The 19,085-nt window shown below is 62.8% G+C and carries 19 protein-coding genes, 1 tRNA gene and 1 pseudogene; 12 read left to right on the top strand and 9 right to left on the bottom strand.

Annotated elements, in window-relative coordinates:
- The first annotated feature begins 60 nt into the window (after positions 1-60).
- Positions 61-408, top strand: coding sequence for an integrase core domain-containing protein (locus HMPREF3227_RS13865; RefSeq protein ID WP_066492806.1), 348 nt, complete (start codon positions 61-63; stop codon positions 406-408).
- A gap of 377 nt (positions 409-785) precedes the next feature.
- On the opposite strand, the gene HMPREF3227_RS05980 is transcribed toward HMPREF3227_RS13865, so the two are convergent.
- Positions 786-1,457, bottom strand: a complete 672-nt coding sequence (locus HMPREF3227_RS05980) for a rhomboid family intramembrane serine protease (protein WP_066492804.1) — start codon at positions 1,455-1,457, stop codon at positions 786-788.
- 131 nt (positions 1,458-1,588) lie between these two features.
- Positions 1,589-2,119 carry a peptidylprolyl isomerase gene (locus HMPREF3227_RS05975; protein ID WP_066492859.1) on the bottom strand — a complete coding sequence of 177 codons (531 nt, stop codon included), beginning with the start codon at positions 2,117-2,119 and terminating at the stop codon, positions 1,589-1,591.
- 80 nt (positions 2,120-2,199) lie between these two features.
- On the opposite strand from HMPREF3227_RS05975, the gene HMPREF3227_RS05970 reads away from it, so the two are divergent.
- On the top strand, positions 2,200-2,841 hold the full coding sequence (locus tag HMPREF3227_RS05970) for an HAD family hydrolase (RefSeq protein WP_066492803.1): 642 nt from the start codon (positions 2,200-2,202) through the stop codon (positions 2,839-2,841).
- Positions 2,842-2,853: 12 nt separating this feature from the next.
- Here the strand turns inward: HMPREF3227_RS05970 and HMPREF3227_RS13990 are convergent.
- The 3 genes and pseudogenes from HMPREF3227_RS13990 to HMPREF3227_RS05960 all read right to left on the bottom strand — a co-directional run.
- A pseudogene (locus tag HMPREF3227_RS13990) lies at positions 2,854-2,952 on the bottom strand (DUF4143 domain-containing protein); the annotation flags it as partial.
- Positions 2,953-3,139: 187 nt separating this feature from the next.
- The gene (gene metE, locus HMPREF3227_RS05965; protein ID WP_066511185.1) at positions 3,140-5,446 is read right to left on the bottom strand and encodes a 5-methyltetrahydropteroyltriglutamate--homocysteine S-methyltransferase; all 2,307 of its coding nucleotides are present in this window, start codon (positions 5,444-5,446) and stop codon (positions 3,140-3,142) included.
- Positions 5,443-6,354, bottom strand: a complete 912-nt coding sequence (locus HMPREF3227_RS05960) for a methylenetetrahydrofolate reductase (protein WP_066511179.1) — start codon at positions 6,352-6,354, stop codon at positions 5,443-5,445. The genes metE and HMPREF3227_RS05960 overlap by 4 nt, the downstream gene beginning before the upstream one ends.
- A gap of 236 nt (positions 6,355-6,590) precedes the next feature.
- Between HMPREF3227_RS05960 and HMPREF3227_RS05955 the strand changes: the two genes are divergently transcribed.
- The 7 genes from HMPREF3227_RS05955 to HMPREF3227_RS05925 all read left to right on the top strand — a co-directional run bounded on the left by HMPREF3227_RS05955 (position 6,591) and on the right by HMPREF3227_RS05925 (position 13,610).
- Positions 6,591-7,472: a hypothetical protein gene (locus HMPREF3227_RS05955; RefSeq protein ID WP_066511176.1), complete on the top strand. Its 882-nt coding sequence runs from the start codon at positions 6,591-6,593 to the stop codon at positions 7,470-7,472.
- A 162-nt stretch (positions 7,473-7,634) separates the two neighbouring features.
- The gene (locus tag HMPREF3227_RS05950) at positions 7,635-7,838 is read left to right on the top strand and encodes a hypothetical protein (RefSeq protein WP_066492794.1); all 204 of its coding nucleotides are present in this window, start codon (positions 7,635-7,637) and stop codon (positions 7,836-7,838) included.
- A 63-nt stretch (positions 7,839-7,901) separates the two neighbouring features.
- Positions 7,902-9,479, top strand: a complete 1,578-nt coding sequence (locus HMPREF3227_RS13925) for an ABC transporter transmembrane domain-containing protein (protein WP_066511173.1) — start codon at positions 7,902-7,904, stop codon at positions 9,477-9,479.
- Positions 9,476-11,281 (top strand): ABC transporter ATP-binding protein, encoded by a 1,806-nt coding sequence (locus tag HMPREF3227_RS05940; protein ID WP_066511167.1) that lies wholly within the window; start codon positions 9,476-9,478, stop codon positions 11,279-11,281. Before HMPREF3227_RS13925 ends, HMPREF3227_RS05940 begins: the two co-directional genes overlap by 4 nt.
- Before the next feature lie 16 nt (positions 11,282-11,297).
- Complete coding sequence (locus HMPREF3227_RS05935) at positions 11,298-11,825, top strand: GNAT family N-acetyltransferase (protein ID WP_066492788.1); 528 nt, start codon at positions 11,298-11,300, stop codon at positions 11,823-11,825.
- A 387-nt stretch (positions 11,826-12,212) separates the two neighbouring features.
- Positions 12,213-13,061: a polysaccharide deacetylase family protein gene (locus tag HMPREF3227_RS05930; RefSeq protein ID WP_066511165.1), complete on the top strand. Its 849-nt coding sequence runs from the start codon at positions 12,213-12,215 to the stop codon at positions 13,059-13,061.
- Positions 13,062-13,064: 3 nt separating this feature from the next.
- The gene (locus HMPREF3227_RS05925; protein ID WP_066511163.1) at positions 13,065-13,610 is read left to right on the top strand and encodes a DNA-3-methyladenine glycosylase; all 546 of its coding nucleotides are present in this window, start codon (positions 13,065-13,067) and stop codon (positions 13,608-13,610) included.
- Here HMPREF3227_RS05925 and HMPREF3227_RS05920 read toward each other — a convergent pair.
- Positions 13,607-14,083: a MarR family winged helix-turn-helix transcriptional regulator gene (locus tag HMPREF3227_RS05920; protein WP_066492778.1), complete on the bottom strand. Its 477-nt coding sequence runs from the start codon at positions 14,081-14,083 to the stop codon at positions 13,607-13,609. The two genes, HMPREF3227_RS05925 and HMPREF3227_RS05920, sit on opposite strands and share 4 nt — an antisense overlap.
- Before the next feature lie 116 nt (positions 14,084-14,199).
- Here HMPREF3227_RS05920 and HMPREF3227_RS05915 point away from each other — a divergent pair, with 116 nt between their 5' ends.
- The 3 genes from HMPREF3227_RS05915 (at position 14,200) to HMPREF3227_RS05905 (ending at position 17,096) form a co-directional block, all read left to right on the top strand.
- Positions 14,200-15,072, top strand: coding sequence for a DODA-type extradiol aromatic ring-opening family dioxygenase (locus tag HMPREF3227_RS05915; RefSeq protein ID WP_066492774.1), 873 nt, complete (start codon positions 14,200-14,202; stop codon positions 15,070-15,072).
- Positions 15,073-15,238: 166 nt separating this feature from the next.
- Positions 15,239-16,039: a hypothetical protein gene (locus HMPREF3227_RS05910; protein ID WP_066511161.1), complete on the top strand. Its 801-nt coding sequence runs from the start codon at positions 15,239-15,241 to the stop codon at positions 16,037-16,039.
- 619 nt (positions 16,040-16,658) lie between these two features.
- A complete protein-coding gene (locus HMPREF3227_RS05905; protein ID WP_148138815.1) occupies positions 16,659-17,096 on the top strand; it encodes a hypothetical protein in 438 nt (145 codons plus the stop codon).
- Between the two features lie 241 nt (positions 17,097-17,337).
- Here HMPREF3227_RS05905 and HMPREF3227_RS05900 read toward each other — a convergent pair.
- The 3 genes from HMPREF3227_RS05900 to HMPREF3227_RS05890 form a co-directional block, all read right to left on the bottom strand.
- Positions 17,338-17,413: transfer RNA gene (locus HMPREF3227_RS05900), tRNA-Ala, on the bottom strand.
- A gap of 57 nt (positions 17,414-17,470) precedes the next feature.
- Entirely contained in the window at positions 17,471-18,574 is a 1,104-nt protein-coding gene (locus HMPREF3227_RS05895) for a Fic family protein (protein ID WP_196131438.1), read from the bottom strand.
- Between the two features lie 94 nt (positions 18,575-18,668).
- Entirely contained in the window at positions 18,669-18,989 is a 321-nt protein-coding gene (locus tag HMPREF3227_RS05890; RefSeq protein ID WP_066511150.1) for a hypothetical protein, read from the bottom strand.
- Positions 18,990-19,085 lie beyond the last annotated feature (96 nt).

Here is a 19,085-nt window from a genome sequence, read left to right as displayed (position 1 = left end):
ATCTTAGCCTTATCGGCCGAGTCTCGTCGTACCATAGTAGTCATTCTGGCTTGTCTGCTTATGCGGAATGGAACTCCACACACAAACCATCAGACGCCCTCCCGGCTCCGGCAGGACCAGCGTGTTGACCAGCTTATTCACCACAGTGACCGAGGGGTCCAATACTGCGACTCCTATGACAATGCCCTAGCAGAGGCCATAAACAGCCTCTACAAGGGAGAATGCATCCACAACGTCAGCATCCACCCCACAGGCTTCACCACACTCGACGAAACCGAGAAAGCCATCACCAACTGGGTCGGCTGGTACAACAACCACCGACTCCACTCAGCCCTGGGCCACACCAGCCCCGTCGACTACGAGACCGCCTACTGGAACGCACTCTCCACCACGAACATAGTCGCCTGACCTAACCCAAAACCAGAAAACTACCCTCTAGAAAACACGGGGCTTGACACGGTGCGTGCAACAGTCAAATTACAAGAATGTGTTTTTGTGGGACGGGGGCATTTTCACACTTTCCACACGGTGCAGGAAAAGTTATCCACAGGTTGGGGATAAAGGTGTGGATAGTAGAATTCAACAGGTTTCTCCACACCCTGTGGAATTCCCCAATTCCCCTTTTCACACTGTGGTATTTTTCCCACACCCGACTCTGCACCCTGCGCGATCAGGGAAAACTCCGTTCGGATGTTCGGTAAATTACAAAAATGTAGTTATCCACAATGTGGATAACTGATGTGGAAAGATTTCGCACACTTGTCCGCGTGGAAAACACGCGGAGGTTATCCCCAAACTGCTGCTCGCAGTCCAATCCCCGCAATCACAAGGATCCCCACAATAAAAACACCGAGCCAGCGCACCCACACCCGGCGCGCCCGGAGGAACGGCAACAACACCAGCCCCGTCACGAGCCCGCCCACGTGCCCCCACAGCGAGACGCCCGGTGTCATAGCGGTATAGACAACGTTGGCAGCGATAAGGAAGAGTGGCGCCCGCAGGTCGAGTCCCTTCGCCCGGTAGACCCCCACCATGAGCGCCATAAGCCCGTAGAGTGCACCGGACGCTCCCACTGTCGGCTGGTCGAAGGCATTCCACAAGATGGCCAAACTGCCGCCCAATCCCGCGCACACATAGGCCGCCGTATAGAGCGCGCTGCCCAGCCATCGCTCCACTTCCCTGCCAATGAGAACGAGGAAGATCATATTGACCGCGAGGTGGCCCAGATCCAGGTGCATAAACATGGACGTCACGGGACGCAACCAATCGGCGCCGCCCGCAAGAACCGCAGGCCCCCACAGCGTCCACTCTGTTGCCAACTCCGAGTCGTAGTAGGCACCCGAAATCGAACGCGCCTGGATGGCTGAGATAATCCATGCTGCCGTGCACAAGAGCACGAGCACCGTCGACGCGGGCGCAACCTTGGCGTACGTCCGGGTCCATTCCTTGATGGTCATGGAGATGTCCTTATTTTCTTCTGGTCTTCTTCAGGCTTCTTCGCGTGGCTTCTGGTCGGCTAAAACCATCAAAGCCCGCGCTGCCAGTAGTGGCAGGCGCGGGCTTGCACGCTCGTGAAGCGCTAACTCACTTAAGCGATGTCGATAGACTCGATAACGACATCATCAACCGGGCGGTCAGCGTAGCCGGTGCGAACGCCGGCGATCTCAGCGACGACCTTCTTGGAGGCCTCATCGGTGACCTCACCGAAGATGGTGTGGTGGTTGTTGAGGTGCGGGGTCGGCGCCACGGTGATGAAGAACTGGGAGCCGTTGGTGCCCGGGCCAGCGTTGGCCATGGCGAAGAGGAACGGACGGTCGAACTGAAGCTCCGGGTGGAACTCATCCTGGAACTGGTAGCCCGGGCCGCCGGTACCGGTGCCGGTCGGGTCGCCGCCCTGGATCATGAAACCGTCGATGATGCGGTGGAAGATGGCGCCGTCGTAGAACGGGCCAGACTGCTCGCCCTTGGCGTTCTGGGTGGAGTAGTCCTTGGTGCCCTGTGCCAGGCCGATGAAGTTCTCAACGGTGACAGGGGCGTGGTTGCCATACAAGTCGATGACGATGTCACCGTGATTCGTGTGCATGGTTGCAGTTGCGGTCTTCTGAGTCATGTCCACCATCATAAAGAATTTCCCGACATGAGGGCGGATCGAAAGTAATGCCGAGAGCGATCACGGCTGCGCACCGTAGGATATGCACCATGTATAAGGCCATTCTCTTTGATCTGGACGACACTCTCCTCGACCATCAGGGGGCATTGCGTGACGGCGTCGACGAATGGTGCGTCTCGCTCGGGTTGCCCACCGGCCAGCACGCGCGCTTCCGCGAGCTGGAGAAGAAATGGTTTGCCGCCTACGAACGCGGCGAGGTGAGCCACCCCGGTCAGCGAGCTGGCCGATGCCGCGACTTCCTCAACCGCCCCGAGATGACCGAGGCCGAAGCGCTCGCTGCCTACGACGGTTACCTTGCGGCCTATGCCCGCAACTGGCGGGCGTTCCCGGATGCCCTACTGGTCCTCGAGCGGGCCCATGCCGCCGGTCTCAAGGTGGGCGTGCTCACCAATGGGGCGCGCGACATGCAGCAAGGCAAGCTCGCCGCGACCGGGCTGGACCTCGACTTCGTTGTACTCATCCCCACCGTCGAGCTCGGCACGCCCAAACCGCACCGCGAGGCCTACCTCGCAGCGTGTTCGATTATGGAATCCTCCCCCGCCGAGACCCTCATGGTCGGCGACTCGCTCGCCAATGACGTCGAAGGCGCCCGAGCTGCGGGCCTCGATGCGCTGTGGTTCGACCGCGCCGGTCGCGGTGATCTCGCCTCCCTCGACGAGCTCACTTTCTAAGCACTCAGTTTTCTACATCCCCAGCAGCGCGAGCGGCACAACGGCAATACCGTCGGGACGGCGGTAGGCCCTATCGCCCGTGGTAATGACCACCGCGTCCGCCATGGCATCGCCCCTGAGATATCACTGTTGCCCTCGAAAAGCTGTGCCATGCTCACGCTCGGTTCGAATCCAGCGCGAACGCATCATCCACGCTCCTACGGACAAAGTCCCAAGACTCGAGCATGCGCTGCCATTCGTCAATGAAGAAACCCCACCGCACGAGGAGTGAGATGCGATGGGGTACGAAGGCGGGACGCTAAACGGTGACGGACACTGTCGCACGAACCTCGTCGCGAGCGAGCACCATGTTGCGCAGTGCTGCTTCGGTCTCGGCATAGCCGCGGGTCTTGAGGCCGCAGTCCGGGTTAACCCACAGGCGCTCAAGCGGGAAGTGGCGCAGTGCCGCTCGGATGAGCTCGGCCATCTCGGCGACGGACGGCACGCGCGGCGAGTGGATGTCATAGATGCCCGGGCCGAGTGCGGAGTAGAAACGCTCGTCCACGTCGGCGAGAAGCTCCATGCGGGAGCGCGCGGCCTCGATAGAGGTGACGTCCGCATCGAGCGCGGCGACGGCCTCGATGATCTGGCCAAACTCGGAGTAGCACAGGTGCGTGTGAATCTGCGTCGTCGGCTTGGCGTCGAGCGCGGCGAGGCGGAAGGCGCGCACGGCCCAGGCGAGGTACTCCGGACGGCGTTCCTCGCGCAGCGGTAGCAGCTCGCGCAGGGCGGGCTCGTCGATCTGAATGATGTCGATGCCGGCCTGCTCCAGGTCGTGGACTTCGTCCGCGAGCGCGATGCCCAGCTGATCCGCGGAAACGGACAGCGGCACGTCGTCACGGTTGAACGACCACGCGAGGATGGTGACCGGGCCGGTGAGCATGCCCTTGACCGGCTTCGTGGACAGCGATTGCGCAAAGGCAGACCACTCGACGGTCATCGCGCGCGGGCGGGAGATATCGCCCACGACCAGCGGCGGACGTGTGCAGCGGGAGCCGTAGGACTGGACCCAGCCGTTGTCGGTGACCACGAAGCCGTCAAGCAGCTCCGCGAAGTACTGCACCATGTCGTTGCGCTCCGGCTCGCCGTGGACGAGGACGTCGAGGCCCAGACGCTCCTGCAGTTCGACGACCGCGCGGACTTCGTCCTTGAGCGCCTCCTCGTACTCGGCGTCCGTGATCTCCCCCGCCTTGTGGGCCGCACGCGTCTGGCGGATCTCCTGCGTCTGCGGGAAGGAACCAATAGTGGTGGTCGGCAGCAGCGGGATGTCCAGGGACTTCTGCGTCTCAGCACGCTCGGCATAGAGGGGCTGGCGCTGCACCTCGCCTGCCGGCAGGGCCGCGGTGCGAGCAGCGACGGCGGCATCATGCGTGCGCTCCGAGGCGGCGCGGGTGCGCACAGCGCGGTCCGCCTGGGCGTAGGCCTCCGGGGCATCGAGGGGTCCGGCGGCCAGCGCCACGACCTCGGCGACCTTCTCGTCCGCGAAGGAGAGCCACGGCGCGACGTCGACGGGCAGGTACGTTTCCGCCGCCACCGTGTGCGGAACGTGGAGCAGGCTCGTGGAAGTGGACACGGAGACCGCGTCCCCGAGCTGCTCGAGCGTGTTCCGCAGCGTGCGCAGATCCGCGGCCCACACGTTGCGGCCGTCGATGAGGCCGGCGACGAGGTGGATATCGCGGAGCGAGGCCACACGGTGCACGTAGTCCGGCTCCTGCGCGAGCGTGCCGACGGCGAGGTCGACATGGAGCGCCTCGGGGGCGGCATCGGCAAGCGCGGCGAGTCCGGCACGGGCGGCGCCGTAAGGAGTGGAGACGAGAACCTGCGGGCGCTGCTCAGCGCCGAGGATCTGGGCGTAGGCTGCAGCGATGTGCTGTGCGAGGGTCGCGTCGTCGGCGACGGCGAGGTCCGCGACAACGGCGGGTTCGGTGAGCTCAACCCACTCGACGCCGGCGTCGGCGAGGGCGGCGAGGACTGTGCGGTAGGACTCAACGAGGGCATCGAGATGCTCAAGCGGCTGGGACGTGGCACCGTCCGCCTGCTTGGACAGGGCGAGCAGCGTGACGGGGCCGACGAGGGCAGGACGGATGGTGTGACCGGCGGCGCGGGCCTCCTCGACGAGACGAAGCGTGCGCTCGGGACGCGGGATAAAGACGGCGCCGTCGGCAATCTCCGGGACGAGGTAGTGGTAGTTCGTGTCGAACCACTTGGTCATCTCGAGCGCGGGCTGGGCATCATTGCCGCGCGCGAGGGTGAATTCCTCAGCGAGGGAAACCTCTTTGTGGGTGCCAAGGACACCGACGGTGAGCGCGGTCTCGAGCACGTGGTCGTAGACGGCGCCGTCAGCGGGGATGGCGTAGTCCTCGTTCAGGCCGGCGTCGCGAAGGCGCGCATACGTATCTATACGGAGCGCGCGGCTCGCGGCCAGGAAGTCCTCTTCGCTAGCGCGGTCAGACCACAGGGCCTCGAGCGCGAACTTGAGCTCGCGCTGGGCGCCGATGCGCGGGTAGCCCTGGATGGTGGCGGAGGGGAAAGGTGCAGTAAACGGGGTGGAGTGAGGAGTGTTCATGGGTGGATTCCAATTTCTGACAAGATAGTGGTGGTGAGTTCAGCGTCGTTGTGGGTGTACATGTGCAGGCCCGGGGCACCGCCGCGGAGGAGTTCGCCGGCGAGCTGGACCGTGAGTTCGAGGCCCGCGGTGGGGTCCCCGCGCAGGCGCCGCTCGAGGCGGTCTGGCACGGGCACGCCGGAAAGCTCAGACATTCGGTGGACCCGAGCCAGGCTGGTCATGGGCATGATGCCCGGTATAAGCGGAATATGGACCCCGGCGAGCCGGGCGCGCTGCTGGAAGCGCAAGAAGTCCTCCGCGTCGAAGAAGAGCTGTGTGATGGCGAAGTCCGCGCCCAGGCGTTGCTTGGTGAGCAGGACATCGAGATCCTCATCGAGGCTGGCGGACTCCGCGTGGCCGTTCGGGTAGCACGCGACGCCCACGGCGAGCCTGCCGGCTGCAAAACGTGCGAATTGCGCAGTCTCACGCTGGCGAATGAGGCGGACGAGGGCATCGGCATGCGGGAGATGGTCAGGCGGGAGCGCAGTTTCCCCCTCCGGCAGATCCCCGCGTAGGGCGAGGAGGCCGCGGACCCCGGAGTCGACAAGGCGGTCGATCCAGCCCTCGAGCTCGTGCGTGGGGCCAGCCGTGCAGGCCAGGTGCGCGAGCGGGCGCATATCCGTGGCGTAGCTGATGCGCTCGATAAAGGCGGCGGTGCCCTCAAGCCAGCCAGAGCGACGGGAGCTCGTCACCGCCACATAGTCCGGATCGAAGCGGGCGAGCGTATCGATGAGCCCGGCGATCTTGGCGTCATCCGCGTCGTGACGGGGCGGGATGACTTCGAAGGACAATGCGACGCGCTGGGCGGTGCGCGCGGGTCGCTGCTCCAAAAGGTCTAGCGGCGCGGAGGCCGAGAAGCGCGGAACCATAGATCATCCTTCCTGGTAGACGGGGTGTGTTGATGCAAAAACGTACCAAGCTGTTCACTTTTGGCGGAACCCTTAGATTTTTAATATCACCAATAAATAGTGCACACGCTTGTTCATTAGGTGAAAAGTGCACGAATAAAAATCGGTCTGTAGTTCGGTCCAGAACGCCCCCACCCAGAGTCCGGAAGATAAGTACGCTGGGTGAGGTAGCGAATCAAGCAAAAAAGGAGACCACCATGAACCCGACCTACATCGGACCGGCCATCAAGGCTGCACAGTCCGCATGGGCCAAGTTCGCCGAGTACCGCGAGGACAAACAACGCGAGGCCTACGACGCGCTCGCCACCGCCGCGGAGACCGCGTCGAGCTCCCTGGACGATAATTTCCCGCGTTCCCGCAAGGAGGCGGGCAGCGTCACCAAGGCGGCGCATGCTCGTCTGGAGCGCACGTTGGCGGAGCTCGCAGACCGCCGCGAAGAGGTCGCCGGGGAATTGGGCGACCGCGTCGCAGAAGCCAAGAAGGCTGGCCGCACCCAGGTCAAGGAGGCGCGCAAGGAGGCCAAGGCCGCAACCAAGCAAGCCCGCAAGGAATCCAAGCGCACCCAGAAGCAGCTGTTTAAGAAGAACAAGCAGGTCTCGAAGAAGATCGAAAAGGCCCGCGCCAAGGCACTGAAGAAGGCCCAGGCCCGCGCCGCGAAGAAGGAGAAAGGCTCGAAGTTCTGGCCCATCGCGGCCGTGCTGGCCGTGATCTCCGCTATCGCTGGCGGCGTGTACTACTGGCTGCGCAAGAACGACACCCCGGCCACCGAGCCGCCGCGCGTCGAGGAATTCGGTGCAGACAAGGTCCAGGGCTCCACACTGGTCTACACGTCTACCTCGGCAGCCGATGATCTCGCCGATACCCCGGCTGACAAGGCTGCCGTGCACAGCGATCTCGCCGAGGAAGGCGTTGTCGAGCGCGATGAGAAGCTGCTGGGCGACATCGACGAGCAGATTGCCAAGCTGCGCGAGGAGGGCTCCACTACCACGGCCGACCGCATCGAGGCTGAGGCCGAGCGCAAGGGCGTGGACGAGAAATTCGACGGCGCCAAGCACCGTCTCGACGAGGACAATAAGTAGTCCTTTACCCCCGGATGGGCGCAAAATGTGTGCATTCGGGGCCCTGCGCGGGTTGCCTTGATCACTGCGAATTGCAAGTTATCGCACCCCAATGGTTGCATAGACCCCAATCTGAGATGTGATCTTCTCACCTGGTTCTTGGCAACACTGGAGGTACCGCGCATGGCTATCGAAGCTCTGACCGTCACTTTAAAAAACGGCGACGTCTTTTACTTTGACGCGGGCGCAGTGGTCGATGACCCTGTCGCCCGCGTTGATCTCCTCCGCGACGCCATCGACTCCGGTTCCCTGTTCCGTTCCGTCGATACCCACGGCACGCAGCGCGAATTCAACGGCACAGACGTCGCGAGCTACTTCCTGTCCTAGCACCCGTAATGAGTACTTCTAGGGAGTACTCGTGAGGACGAGGACACTTTAAGATTGGGAGCCATGAGCTCTCAGCCCCGTCTCTACCCGCGTCTGAAAACGTGGGCGTGGTACGTGCCGGATGATCCGCCGCACGATGACCCCTCCCTTATCTCCACGACGCCGTGGGACGATCCCACGCGCGCGACGCGCCGCCTGCTCGTGGCGCAGCCGCGCGGCGTCATTGGCATCCTCGTCGCGATGGTCATCTCCGCGCCCATCGGCGCGCTCACCTCGCTGCTCATCGGCCAGGCCACCGAGCATGCCTTCACCGAGACCTCCTGGGGGACGCTCGGTTTTCCGGTTCTCGCCGTCATGGTGATCCTCTACGTGCAGTATCTCTCCGAGGCCTCCGCGGATGCTTTTACGGATATGTCGCAGACGCGCACCACGCACACGCTGCGCTTAGGTCTGCTCGACCGTCTTTTGGCCTCTCCCGCCGCGCTCAATCCGGGACGCCTACTCAACACGGTGGACGAAGACTCGGACTTTGTGGGCAAGCTCAAGCAGATCCTCAACTTCCCCATCATGATGGTGGGGTACCTCACCGGCGGCGTCATCGTCATCGCCCCCATCTCCTGGCAAGTGGCCATCGCCATGCCCGTGGGCGCCGTCTGCACCGCGCTGGCCTCGTGGGCGACAGCCGGCCCGCTTTCCCGCGCGGCGGCGAAGCGCCGCTCCACGCAGGCCGCCTCGCTCGCCATCGCCACGGACGTGGCGCAAGGAAACCGCGTGGTCAAAGGCCTGGGTGCGGGGCCGGTGGCGCGGGAGCGCTACGGGGCATCGGCAGCAACGGCCCTAAATGCCATGCTCGCCGAGGTCCACCTCATGGCGGTCCTGCAATTCGCACGCCAACTCGTGCCCACCTCTTTTGCCATCGGCATCCTCGTGTGGGCGGGCTGGCAGACCTTCGAGGGCGCGATTAACCCCGGCGGAATGATGACGATCACCATGCTCGTTCCACCCGCGATGACCGCCTTGGGTCATTCGCTGGGCATGCTCACCGAGGTGTGGTCGCGTGGCAAGGCGTCTGCCGTGCGCGTGGGCGCGTTGCTGGACGAGCTCGGCGAGGGCGAAGAGCTCCCAGACGCGGATCCTGGCGAGGTCACCGGTCTCGTCGTGTGGAACCCGCAGACCCCGGCCGCGCGTGCGCAGGTCGCCGCATGGACGCGGCATCTTCAGCGCCATCGCGGCGCGCTGTGCCCGCCACACCGCGTGAGCGTCCTCGAGGGCACACTGGAGGACAATATCGATCCGGAGGGCACCGCCACTGACGTCGAAGGCGCGCTCGAGGCCGCGGCGTGCTCTGATATTGTGCGCCGCCTGGGCGGCTTCGGCTCCCATGGCGAACTGCCCGCCGCCCCCATTGGCGAGGCGGGCTTGAACCTGTCTGGTGGTCAGCGCCAGCGCGTGGCCCTGGCCCGCGCGCTCGCGGCGAACCCGGATATCCTCGTGCTTGATGAGCCGACGACGGGCCTTGATTCTTTGACTCTCGCCGCCGTCGCGGAACGCACGAAGGAATTCCGGGCCGGTCGCACGACCGTCGTCATTACCTCTGCGGCCACGTGGGCCGCCAACGCGGACAAGGTGGTGACGCTATGAGAAACCGCCACGTCGACGCCCTCGCCCCCGCCACCCCGCGCGAGTCGTGGCGCCTGCTCAAGTCCCTGCCGTCCGCGCCCTCGCGCGGATGGCTGTGGCGCATTGCCCTCATCTTCGCCGCCACCATCGTCATGATGAACCTCGGCTCGCAGCTCCTCGGGCGCATCGTGGACCTCATCAATGGAATGTCGCTTCCCGTCCTCGGGTCCGGTCGTTCCGCCATGATTGCGGCTCTCGTGCTCATCGGTCTCGCGCTGCTCGCCGAGCAGCTCGGCCGCACCGTGGGCGGCTACCTCCTCCAGTCTCGCTCTCGGCGCCTGGCCACGGACCTGCGCACGGCCGCGCTCGACTCCGTCCTGCGCGCCCCCGTCCCGCGCATCATGGAGCTGGGCACCGGCAACGTCATTACCCGCCTGTCCAAGGACATCGATAACGTGGTCATGGCCGTGTCCATGATGGGCGAGCGCCTCGCCATCACGCTGTTCATCCTGCCGATTACGGCGGTGACCATGCTCTTCATCCATCCGGCCTACGCCCTGCTCTTCCTCGTGGCTGCCGCCATCATGTACCCGTTTATCAAGGGCACCATCCGCGACATCCCTGCCGTGGCCAATTACGTCTCCTCCTCCGAGGCGACCCGCAATAACATCCTGCTCGACACCATCCGCGCGCTGCCCACCCTGCGCGAATACCACCTGGGTCCCTGGGCCACGCGCCGGATGGAGCGCCAGTCCTGGGATACCGTCCAGGCCTGGGCCGATAAGGTTCCGCTCGTCAACCGGATCATCGGCCAAGGCACGCTCACCTTCGGCATTCTCCTGCTCGGTTCCCTCGTGATGTCCGTGCCCATGGTCCACTGGGACTGGATTACCCAAGGCCAGGCCGCTGCCGCGGTCCTGCTCGTCACGCGCCTGGAAATTCACGTCTTCAACATCCTGTTCTTCGCGGGCGAAATCCAGTACGCCGTCACCTCGCTCGGCCGCGCGGTCTCCCTCGCCACCCTCGCGGGCAACGAGGGCACCTCCGAGGGCCCGGTTCTCACCGCGTCCCCGGCCGTCACCATCGAGGGCCTGTCCTACTCCTACCCCGGCGGCGAGCCCGTCCTCCGCCACGTCGATCTGGAACTCGCCGCGGGCACCACGACCGCCTTGGTCGGGACTTCGGGCGCGGGCAAGTCCACGCTCGCCGCGCTCGTCGCGGGCCTGCAGTATCCCAGCGCCGGCCGCATCCGCGTGGGCGGCATCGACACCGCCACGGTGCCCAACACCTGGGTCACCCAGCACGTCGCGCTCGTCACCCAAGACGTCCACCTCTTCTCCGGCACGCTCCGCGAGGATCTCCACATGGCAGGCCCCGAGCTTTCCGATGCCGCCCTCCTTTCAGCGTTGGCCGCCGTCGGGCTTACGCCCGACACGGCCGCCTGGGAGCGCGACCTGCCGCTGGGCCTCGACACTCCCATCGGAGCCGGCAACAACGAGGTGAGCGCCGAGGTCGCCCAGCAGATCTCGCTCGCCCGTATGGTCCTGCGCCAACCGCCGGTCCTCATCATGGACGAAGCGACCTCCGAGGCTGGTTCTGAGCACGCCGCCGTCCTCGAGTCCGCCGCCCGCACCGTCGCCGAGGGCCGCACGACCTTGGTCGTCGCCCACCGCCTCGACCAGGCCCGCGAGGCCGACCGGATCATCGTCATGGAGCAAGGAGAAATCGTCGAGGACGGCAACCACGCCTCGCTCATGGAACTGGGCGGCCGCTACGCCCGCGCCTACCGCCAGTGGGAAGGCTCCTCAACAGAAAGCTCCTAGACTGGGTGGCATGACTATGTCGACCGAACATTCTGACAATAATCCCGACGACCTCCCAGACAATCGTCTTGAGCTCCGCCCGACTACGGAAGCGGACCGCACCTACATCGCACGACTCAACTTCCTCACGGACACCTTCGGCGATGAGCACGGCACCGTGCCCGCCGAGTTCGATGAGGACTTCACCTTCTACGTTGATGACTGGCAGCCAGAGCGCGGCGGCTTCATCGCCTGGCGCGGCAACATTCCCGCCGGCGGCGTCTGGCTCAACTGGGGCACGGACGAGCGCCACGGCTATGGCCACGCCGAGCCCGGCATACCGGAGATCGCGCTCGCCGTCGAAGGCCGCTACAAGAGTCAGGGCATTGGCACCGCACTCCTCCATGCCGCTACGGAGCTCGCCCGTGAGCTCGGTGCCCCCGGCATCTCACTGTCCGTGAAAGACACGAACACCCGCGCTGCGCGTCTCTACCGCCACGTCGGCTTCACGGACATCCCCGCCTCAGACGCGCACGGCTATTCCATCCTTATCAAGCGTTTCTAGCTTGTAGAGGAACGCCTCCACGAGGATTCCTGCGCCCAGAACCACCGTGAGCCCCGACCGATTCGGTCGGGGCTCACGGTGACTCTTTCTCTCAAAGGTGTCCCATAAGCGGTGTCTCACGCCGCTACCCCGGGACCCGGGGCTCTCTCTATCTCTCTCAAGGTATGCGCCCTCTCACAAGCGCATGAACTCATTATGGAGGGCGTGGCTGACGAGAGCCGCACACACGGCTGCGTGGTTTCTGGGAGTTGCTGCCAGTTTTCCTGGCACAGGATCTTCGTCACTTCTGCCCCACTAGTTAACTCCTTTACCGTGTCGCTGCGGAAATGCGCCGATTTAAATGGCAGACTGTAGCTTTCCTGCAGTCGTTTTCATAAAGGTGTTGCCGTGTCTCGTCGTCTTCCTGCTGTTCTTCTCGCGCTTGTTCTCGCTGCCGCGCCGTCTGCACAGGCGGATCCGCTACAGGACTTCGCGCAGATGAGTTCGCAGGCGCAAGGCTCATGGGACAAGGCAGTGCGCGACGCTGAGATTGCTGCCTATAACGCCCTGCCGAGTGAAGCACGTGCCTACGTGCCGGATCCACGACCGAAGGCTCCGGCAACGGACAAGGCCCAGAAGAAGCACAAGAGCGCTCGCCCCGCGTGCCCCAACTGTGTGGCACTCACCTTCGATGATGGCCCCGCGGCCAGCACAACCCAGTTGCTCGACATCCTGGACCGCCACGACGTCACTGCCAGCTTCTTCGTCCTTGCGCCCAACGCGAGTGCGCACCCGGAACTGCTGCGCCGCATGGAGGCCGCAGGCCACACAATCGGCAACCACACGGCGAGCCACAAGGAACTCAACAAGATGGATAAGGCCAGCGTGGACCGGGAAATCGCGGCGGGCAACGCCGCGATCAACGCCGCCGTCGGCCATGGCAGCCGCTGGGTGCGCCCGCCGTACGGCGCCACGAATGCCACCGTCGCGCAGTCCACGCGTGAAGCCGGCGCCGCCCAGGTCCTATGGAGCGTCGATACCCTCGACTGGAAGACGAAGAGCCCGCAGCAGACGTGCCAGACCGCAGTCAACGAGGCGCAGGCAGGCAGCATCGTTCTCATGCACGATATTCACCCGACCACGGTCGCGGCGGTCGACTGCGTCATCGACGGCCTCGAGGCCAAGGGGCTCACACCGGTGAGCCTTGACGAGATGATTCCCAACCCACAGCCGGGCCGGACGTATACTCAGCGCTAAACCATGATTGATTTCAGCCAGCCCGCAGACGTCGTCGCACCGCAGCTCCTCGGCGCGGTGGTGCACTTTCATGATGTCGCGGTGCGGCTCACAGAGGTCGAGGCCTACCTCGGCGAACACGACGAGGCAGCCCACACCTTCAATGGGATGACCCCGCGCAACGCCACAATGTTTGGCCCGCCCGGGCGGCTCTACGTCTATGCGTCCTACGGCATCCATCGCAATGGCAACCTCGTGTGTGCGCCCGAAGGCACTGGCCAGGGCGTCTTGCTGCGGGGCGGCGAGATTATTGGGGGCATCGAGATCGCCCGCGCCCGGCGCGGAGAGACCCCGGACGTCAATCTGGCGCGCGGCCCGGGAAACCTAGGAAAGGCGCTGGGGCTCACGCTCGAAGATAACGGCGCGCAGCCGGTTATCGAGGAGCCGCAAGAGCCCGTCGAGTGGGTGCGTGGCCCGCGCATTGGCATCTCGAAAAACGCGGACGCCCCGCTGCGTTTTTGGATTCCGTTCGATAAAACGGTCTCACGCAAGCGGGGACTGCCCAGCTAGCAGCAGTCTTCTTCCTCGATGCCGATGGCGATGCGGTGCATGGCCTGCCCAAGCTGGCGCACCTGTGCGCGCGTGAGACGATCAATGACAATGCGGCGCGCGGCCTCGACGTGGCCCGGCGCAGTGGCAACGACGGTATCCCAGCCAGCCTCGGTGAGGATGGCAACGGTAAAGCGGCCGTCGGAGGGATCGGGCTCGCGGCGAACCCAGCCGTTCTTCTCCAGGCGGGTAACGACCTGGCTCAGACGCGAGAGCGAACCGCCCGTGATGTGCCCCAACGCGCTCATGCGCATGGTGTGCTCCGGTGCCTCAGACAGGCGCGACATGACGGTGTAGTCATAAAAGCTCATGCCTGCGTCCTTGCGCAGCTGACGGTCGAGCTTGTTAATGAGCTGGAGGTTTACATACATTAACGAGGAAAAAGCATCGAGCTCTTCCTCGTCCAACCAGCGGGGTTCCGACGGTTCATTCATGGACTCAGATTAACACACCCTAAACCTCATTCTTGCATGACAAGGGGTTGGAATAACTTTAACCTTGAAGCGTTGCATGATACGTTAAAGCTTGAAGTTAAACGAAGGAGAACGGCATGACCACCATCGCCGAAGCAATGAACCCTGCCCGCCCCGCTGGCGGCCTCTACGATCTGCGCGAGCGCACTATCCCCCTGGCGGGCCTGCGCCGCGAATGGGAGCTTTCCGATGGCCCCCTCCCCTCCCTGTTCATCAGCCACGGCGCTCCGCCGGCGCTGGGCGACCATGAGTGGATGAATGCGCTCTACGACTGGGCGCAGACCTTCCCCAAGCCGCGCGCCATCGTTGTGGTCTCCGCACACTGGGAAAATGCTCCGGCCGCGCTGAGCGCCTCTGCTGCTGGCACTCCGCTCTACTACGACTTCTCCGGCTTCGACCCGGAGTACTACACGCTCAAGTACGAGACCCCGGACGCGACGGATCTCGCCCACCGCATCGCAGGCATGCTCGGCTACCAACCGGTCTATCAGTTTTCGAACCGCGGTCTCGACCACGGCGCGTTCATCCCGGTCATGGCCATGTACCCGGCTGGCGACGTCCCGGTGCTCCAGGTTTCCATGCCAAGCCTCAACCCGGGCGATCTCCTCGATCTGGGTGAGAAGCTCCGCCAGCTGCGCCACGAGGGTGTCCTCGTCATTGGCTCCGGCTACATGACGCACTCCTTCGAGGTCTTCCGCAACCCAAACCGCGTTATGGGCTACCTCGATGCCTTCGACGAATGGGCCGCCGAACACATCCACGCCGGCGATGTCGATGCCCTCATGGACTACATGAATAAGGCCCCGGCCGCCCGCATCGCGCACCCGACCGCAGACCACTACGTCCCACTGCTGCTCGCCATGGGCGCCGCCGATGACCCCCGTACCGCGCGCACCGTCTTCGAGCGCCTCGGCCTGGGCAACCACATCCGTTCGGTAGAGATACGCTAGGGCCCTCCTCCGGAATTTTTCGCCGACGAAGCCTTCAGATCTGCATGGATCTGGAGGCTTCGTCGGCAAAACGCCCGTGCGCTCCACCTCCTTGCCGTCGGACCAGCCCGGTGGTAAAAACGGCAGAAGCCGACAGCACCGTCGGCGTTGCCTCGGGGAGAACACCATGGACTTCATCACGCACGGCCCACGTGCCACCTTCACTATGGACTGCGACGGCTACGTCACCGCTCAGCACACGACGCAGATCGCAGCGCTGCACGACATCTGCGCACACTATCTGCCTGAGCTCTTCATGGACTCACCCGCCTGGAAGGAAATCCGCAGCTTCCTGAGCCAACCGCTCGAGGGCTGGTGGTACGTCTTCGGCCACAGCGTCGTCGTGCCCGTCGCCACCGAGGACGAGCGAACGACATTCTGGGTACCGGGCTCCGAGAACACGGTCTCCGCGGCCTCAGACCTTCTCCGCGGGCCGCTGCCCGCTGAGCCAGCGTGGTCCGGCGAGCGGCTCTTCGAGTCGCCGCTCGAGCTGCCTGCAGCCCCTGACCTCGACGCCCTGCTCGCGGCAGCGTACGGCTACCCCATCGTCTTGCGCCCCGGGCACTGGTACACCGACGGCACGCGCCCGCTATGCTACATCGACAACGCGGCCGGCTTCTGGTCGCCCACCACCAAGGAGCCGCTGGTCGCTGCTGGTATCGCCTCCCTCGCTCCGCTCGACGTTCCGCCGGTGCGTGAGCCCGACGACTTCCTTGAGGGGCTCTCCGCTGATCCCGCCGACCACATCCCCGGCTCATGGTGCATCGCGGAGGGCGTCGCTGACGCGAACTTCGTCTTCCTCCATCGCGCCGATGATTCCGGCATCACTGTCGTCGACATCCGCCCGCACGCTGCGGGACCACGCGTCCACACCCTCAACGCTGGACGCGTGACGGTGAGCACGACGGACCGCGTCGATATTCCGTAGAGGCCGTCGTTGCGCACATACGCAAAATCCTCTCCGCGGCACGATACGGAGAGGATTTTCCAGTTGTGGAGCATAGGGAGAACCACAAGCAAACATGCGAAAGCGCAGGTCAAGATAATATTATGACGAGACGGCCAAAACTTATTCTCTCTATTTTCTCTTGGGACACCTAATTTCCCCCAGGGCAACAAGCCGATCAACCGTGAACAGCTGAGAAATTACATCGCAAACTTCTATCACCCCAATATCCCCTGCAGCCAAGCACACAAGCGTGTTGTCCCCACTCAACAAGCCACGAAACACACTACCCGCCAACGTCGCTAACAGCCGTTCTTTGCGGACTCGCAAACGTAACCTGGCACTGTTGAAACATCACGCCACCGAAGCATGTGCAGGGCAGACAACCCAAGGAGGGGCCTAGAGTTGAAGTCCGACGCTGGTCACCTTCAGATAATAGCACAAGGTTTCGCCCTGATTCTAAGCTTCAGATTCAAGGAAACACCCCCTCTACAGCGTAGGTTCAGCGCTGTTAGCAGTGAACCTGAACAGGGACGCACAAGCGTTCAGCTACTTTGCGTTTCCCCAGTCTGCTGCCATGCGATTTGGTTTAATGAGATCCATGCACAAGTATTCAGCTCTCATAGCAGTTGCTTCTCTCTTTGCTCTCTCCGGCTGCAGTAATGGTGTAGACAACGTCAAGTCTGCCGTGGGCCCTTCTGTTGAATCACTTGACGAAATCTCCGAGATTTTCGAAGATACTCAAGATCTTTCATGCATGGAGCTCGACGAAATGATCCAGGACATGGCCGCCAACATAGACGACCCAGATGTAAATATCACTGGAGCTACCAGCTGCTTTGACTTACTCGATTCAGACACAAGCGCAATGATATTCAAGTTTGAGGGCCCAATTAAAGACATGGTCGAAGCTACGGAGGGTGGCCCCTTTGCAGGCGCGACTATTGCCTACGGACGAAACTGGGTTGTCGCCTGCGAAGGAATGGCGGATTGCGGAGCAATCACCGATGCAATCGGTGGCTCATTGAAAACTACCTAGCAAGAGCAGGAATCTAGGAACAACTCTTTCCGGGGAGGAAAATGGTAGTTGGCGTGGGCATCCCTCGAAAGCTCACCCGTCGGGCACCACAAACGGTCCTCAACCAGACGCCCCAAGGACCACTCTGCACTCACCCAGAACGTAGAAAACCCCCTCGGGTTACGCGCCTGACTAGGCAGAAAGCGCACCCCCGAGGGGTTCTTGACGCACTCAAATCTTTGTATCCAAAGTTGAGTACAAATGGTGGAGCATAGGGGAATCGAACCCCTGACCTTTGCATTGCGAACGCAACGCTCTACCAACTGAGCTAATGCCCCAGTACCTGAAAACGGTACTCCTGCTCACTTGGATTTCAAAACTGCGACAACAGGGCGTTAGTCGCGGGTCAGAACCGCCAAGGCCCGATGATTGATGAAAACTTTCCCTCGGCCAACCCGGTTTTCCTCAAGGATCCCCAGTTCCACTAGGTGATGCAACCACGAAGCGGCCGTTTGTCTTTTTACTAGTCCGGTATCCATCACATCTTGGATGCGCAGATAAGGCTTGATGAGCATCAATTCCGCCATCTCCTTTGCCGGAGCGATGACACCAGCGGTACGAATTTCCTGCGCCGTCGTCTCCTGCAACGCGCGTAGATCCGTAATCATGTCTGAAGCGTCAACCGCTGCGGCTCGGACGCCATTGATCATAAAAAGCAACCACTCTTCCCACCGCCCCACAGCCGTAACTGCGTTCAGACGCTTGTAGTATTCGGCCTTGTGCTCGACGATAAAGCCAGATAGGTACAACACGGGTAGCTCGAGCAGCTGCTCTTGGAGCAGATAGAGAACATTGAGAATTCGCCCTGTGCGGCCATTTCCATCGTAAAAGGGATGGATCGCCTCGAACTGATAGTGCAGAAGCGCCATCTTTACGAGGGAGTCGACGTCATGTTCCGAATAGATGTAGTTTTCCCACGCTGCAAGATGCTTCTCAATGACTTCCTTGCCTTCTGGAGGGGTGTAGATCCGTGTTTGAGTAAGCGGATTTCCAATGCACGTTCCGGGCAATGACCGGACATCGGCTTCCGTATCAAGAAGGCGACTGCAAACAACTCGCGCCGTCTTTTCACTCAAGGGCCGTTCATCAAGTGACTTCACACCAGCTCCCAACGCGAAGCTGTACCGCAAGGCCTCTTTTGTAGCCGGGGTAGGCTCAGCATCAACCTGCCATGCAGCACGAAACAGTTCGTCGTTTGTTGTCACGATATTCTCGATTGCGGACGAAGCACGTGCCTCTCGCAGCGGAATCGTTGACGTAATGATGTCCGGGTTAGGAATCAGCTGGCATGCTGTACGCAACTCTGCGAGTTTTTCTTTCGCATCGATGATGGCCTTCAGAACCGGGACAGTCTCAACGACGTCCGCAGGCGGCAACGGCGGAAGTTCATTGAAGGGCTGTTGCGGGTCAAAATGTGGGAAGCCTGGCGCTATCGACATGTCGATAGAATAAACAGGTCCGACGGACATGTCGATTTTTCACGAAAAAATCGACATGTCGCGCGAACGTGTCGATTTCATCGACATGTGGTGGCTAGAGGTCCTCGCGCCACATGCGCTCGGGCTCAGCACCATCGGAGAGATCGGCGTCTCCGGGCTGGGTCTGCTGCATGTAGAGGAAGGCCAGGTGACGCTCGTACACGTCGAAGCCCAGCGAGCCGGTGAGGTCGTAGACCTCGAGGCGATAGTAGAGGTCGGACGAGGGGGCATCGGAAGCCTCGTCGAAGTCAGAGCGCTCAGCGGCGACGGGGAAGAGCTGGAAGCGGAAGTTGCGCTCGTGCTCGAGGTCGGCCTGGCGGTCGAGCTGGGGGCAGGTCGAGCTCAGGGAGCTCGCTGGTGAGCAAAAGGACCTCATAGCCGCGGGCGCGCATCTGCATGGCGACCTTGTGGAGGGCCACGGTGGCGGTTTCGCGCAGGGGGTTAAGGGACAGAATGTGTGTCCGGATGTGCG

This window comes from Corynebacterium sp. CMW7794, from assembly GCF_001563605.1.
Taxonomy (GTDB): domain Bacteria; phylum Actinomycetota; class Actinomycetes; order Mycobacteriales; family Mycobacteriaceae; genus Corynebacterium; species Corynebacterium phoceense.
The sequence above is the reverse complement of the archived record's forward strand: the minus strand, read 5'-3'. Positions and strand labels throughout refer to the sequence as shown.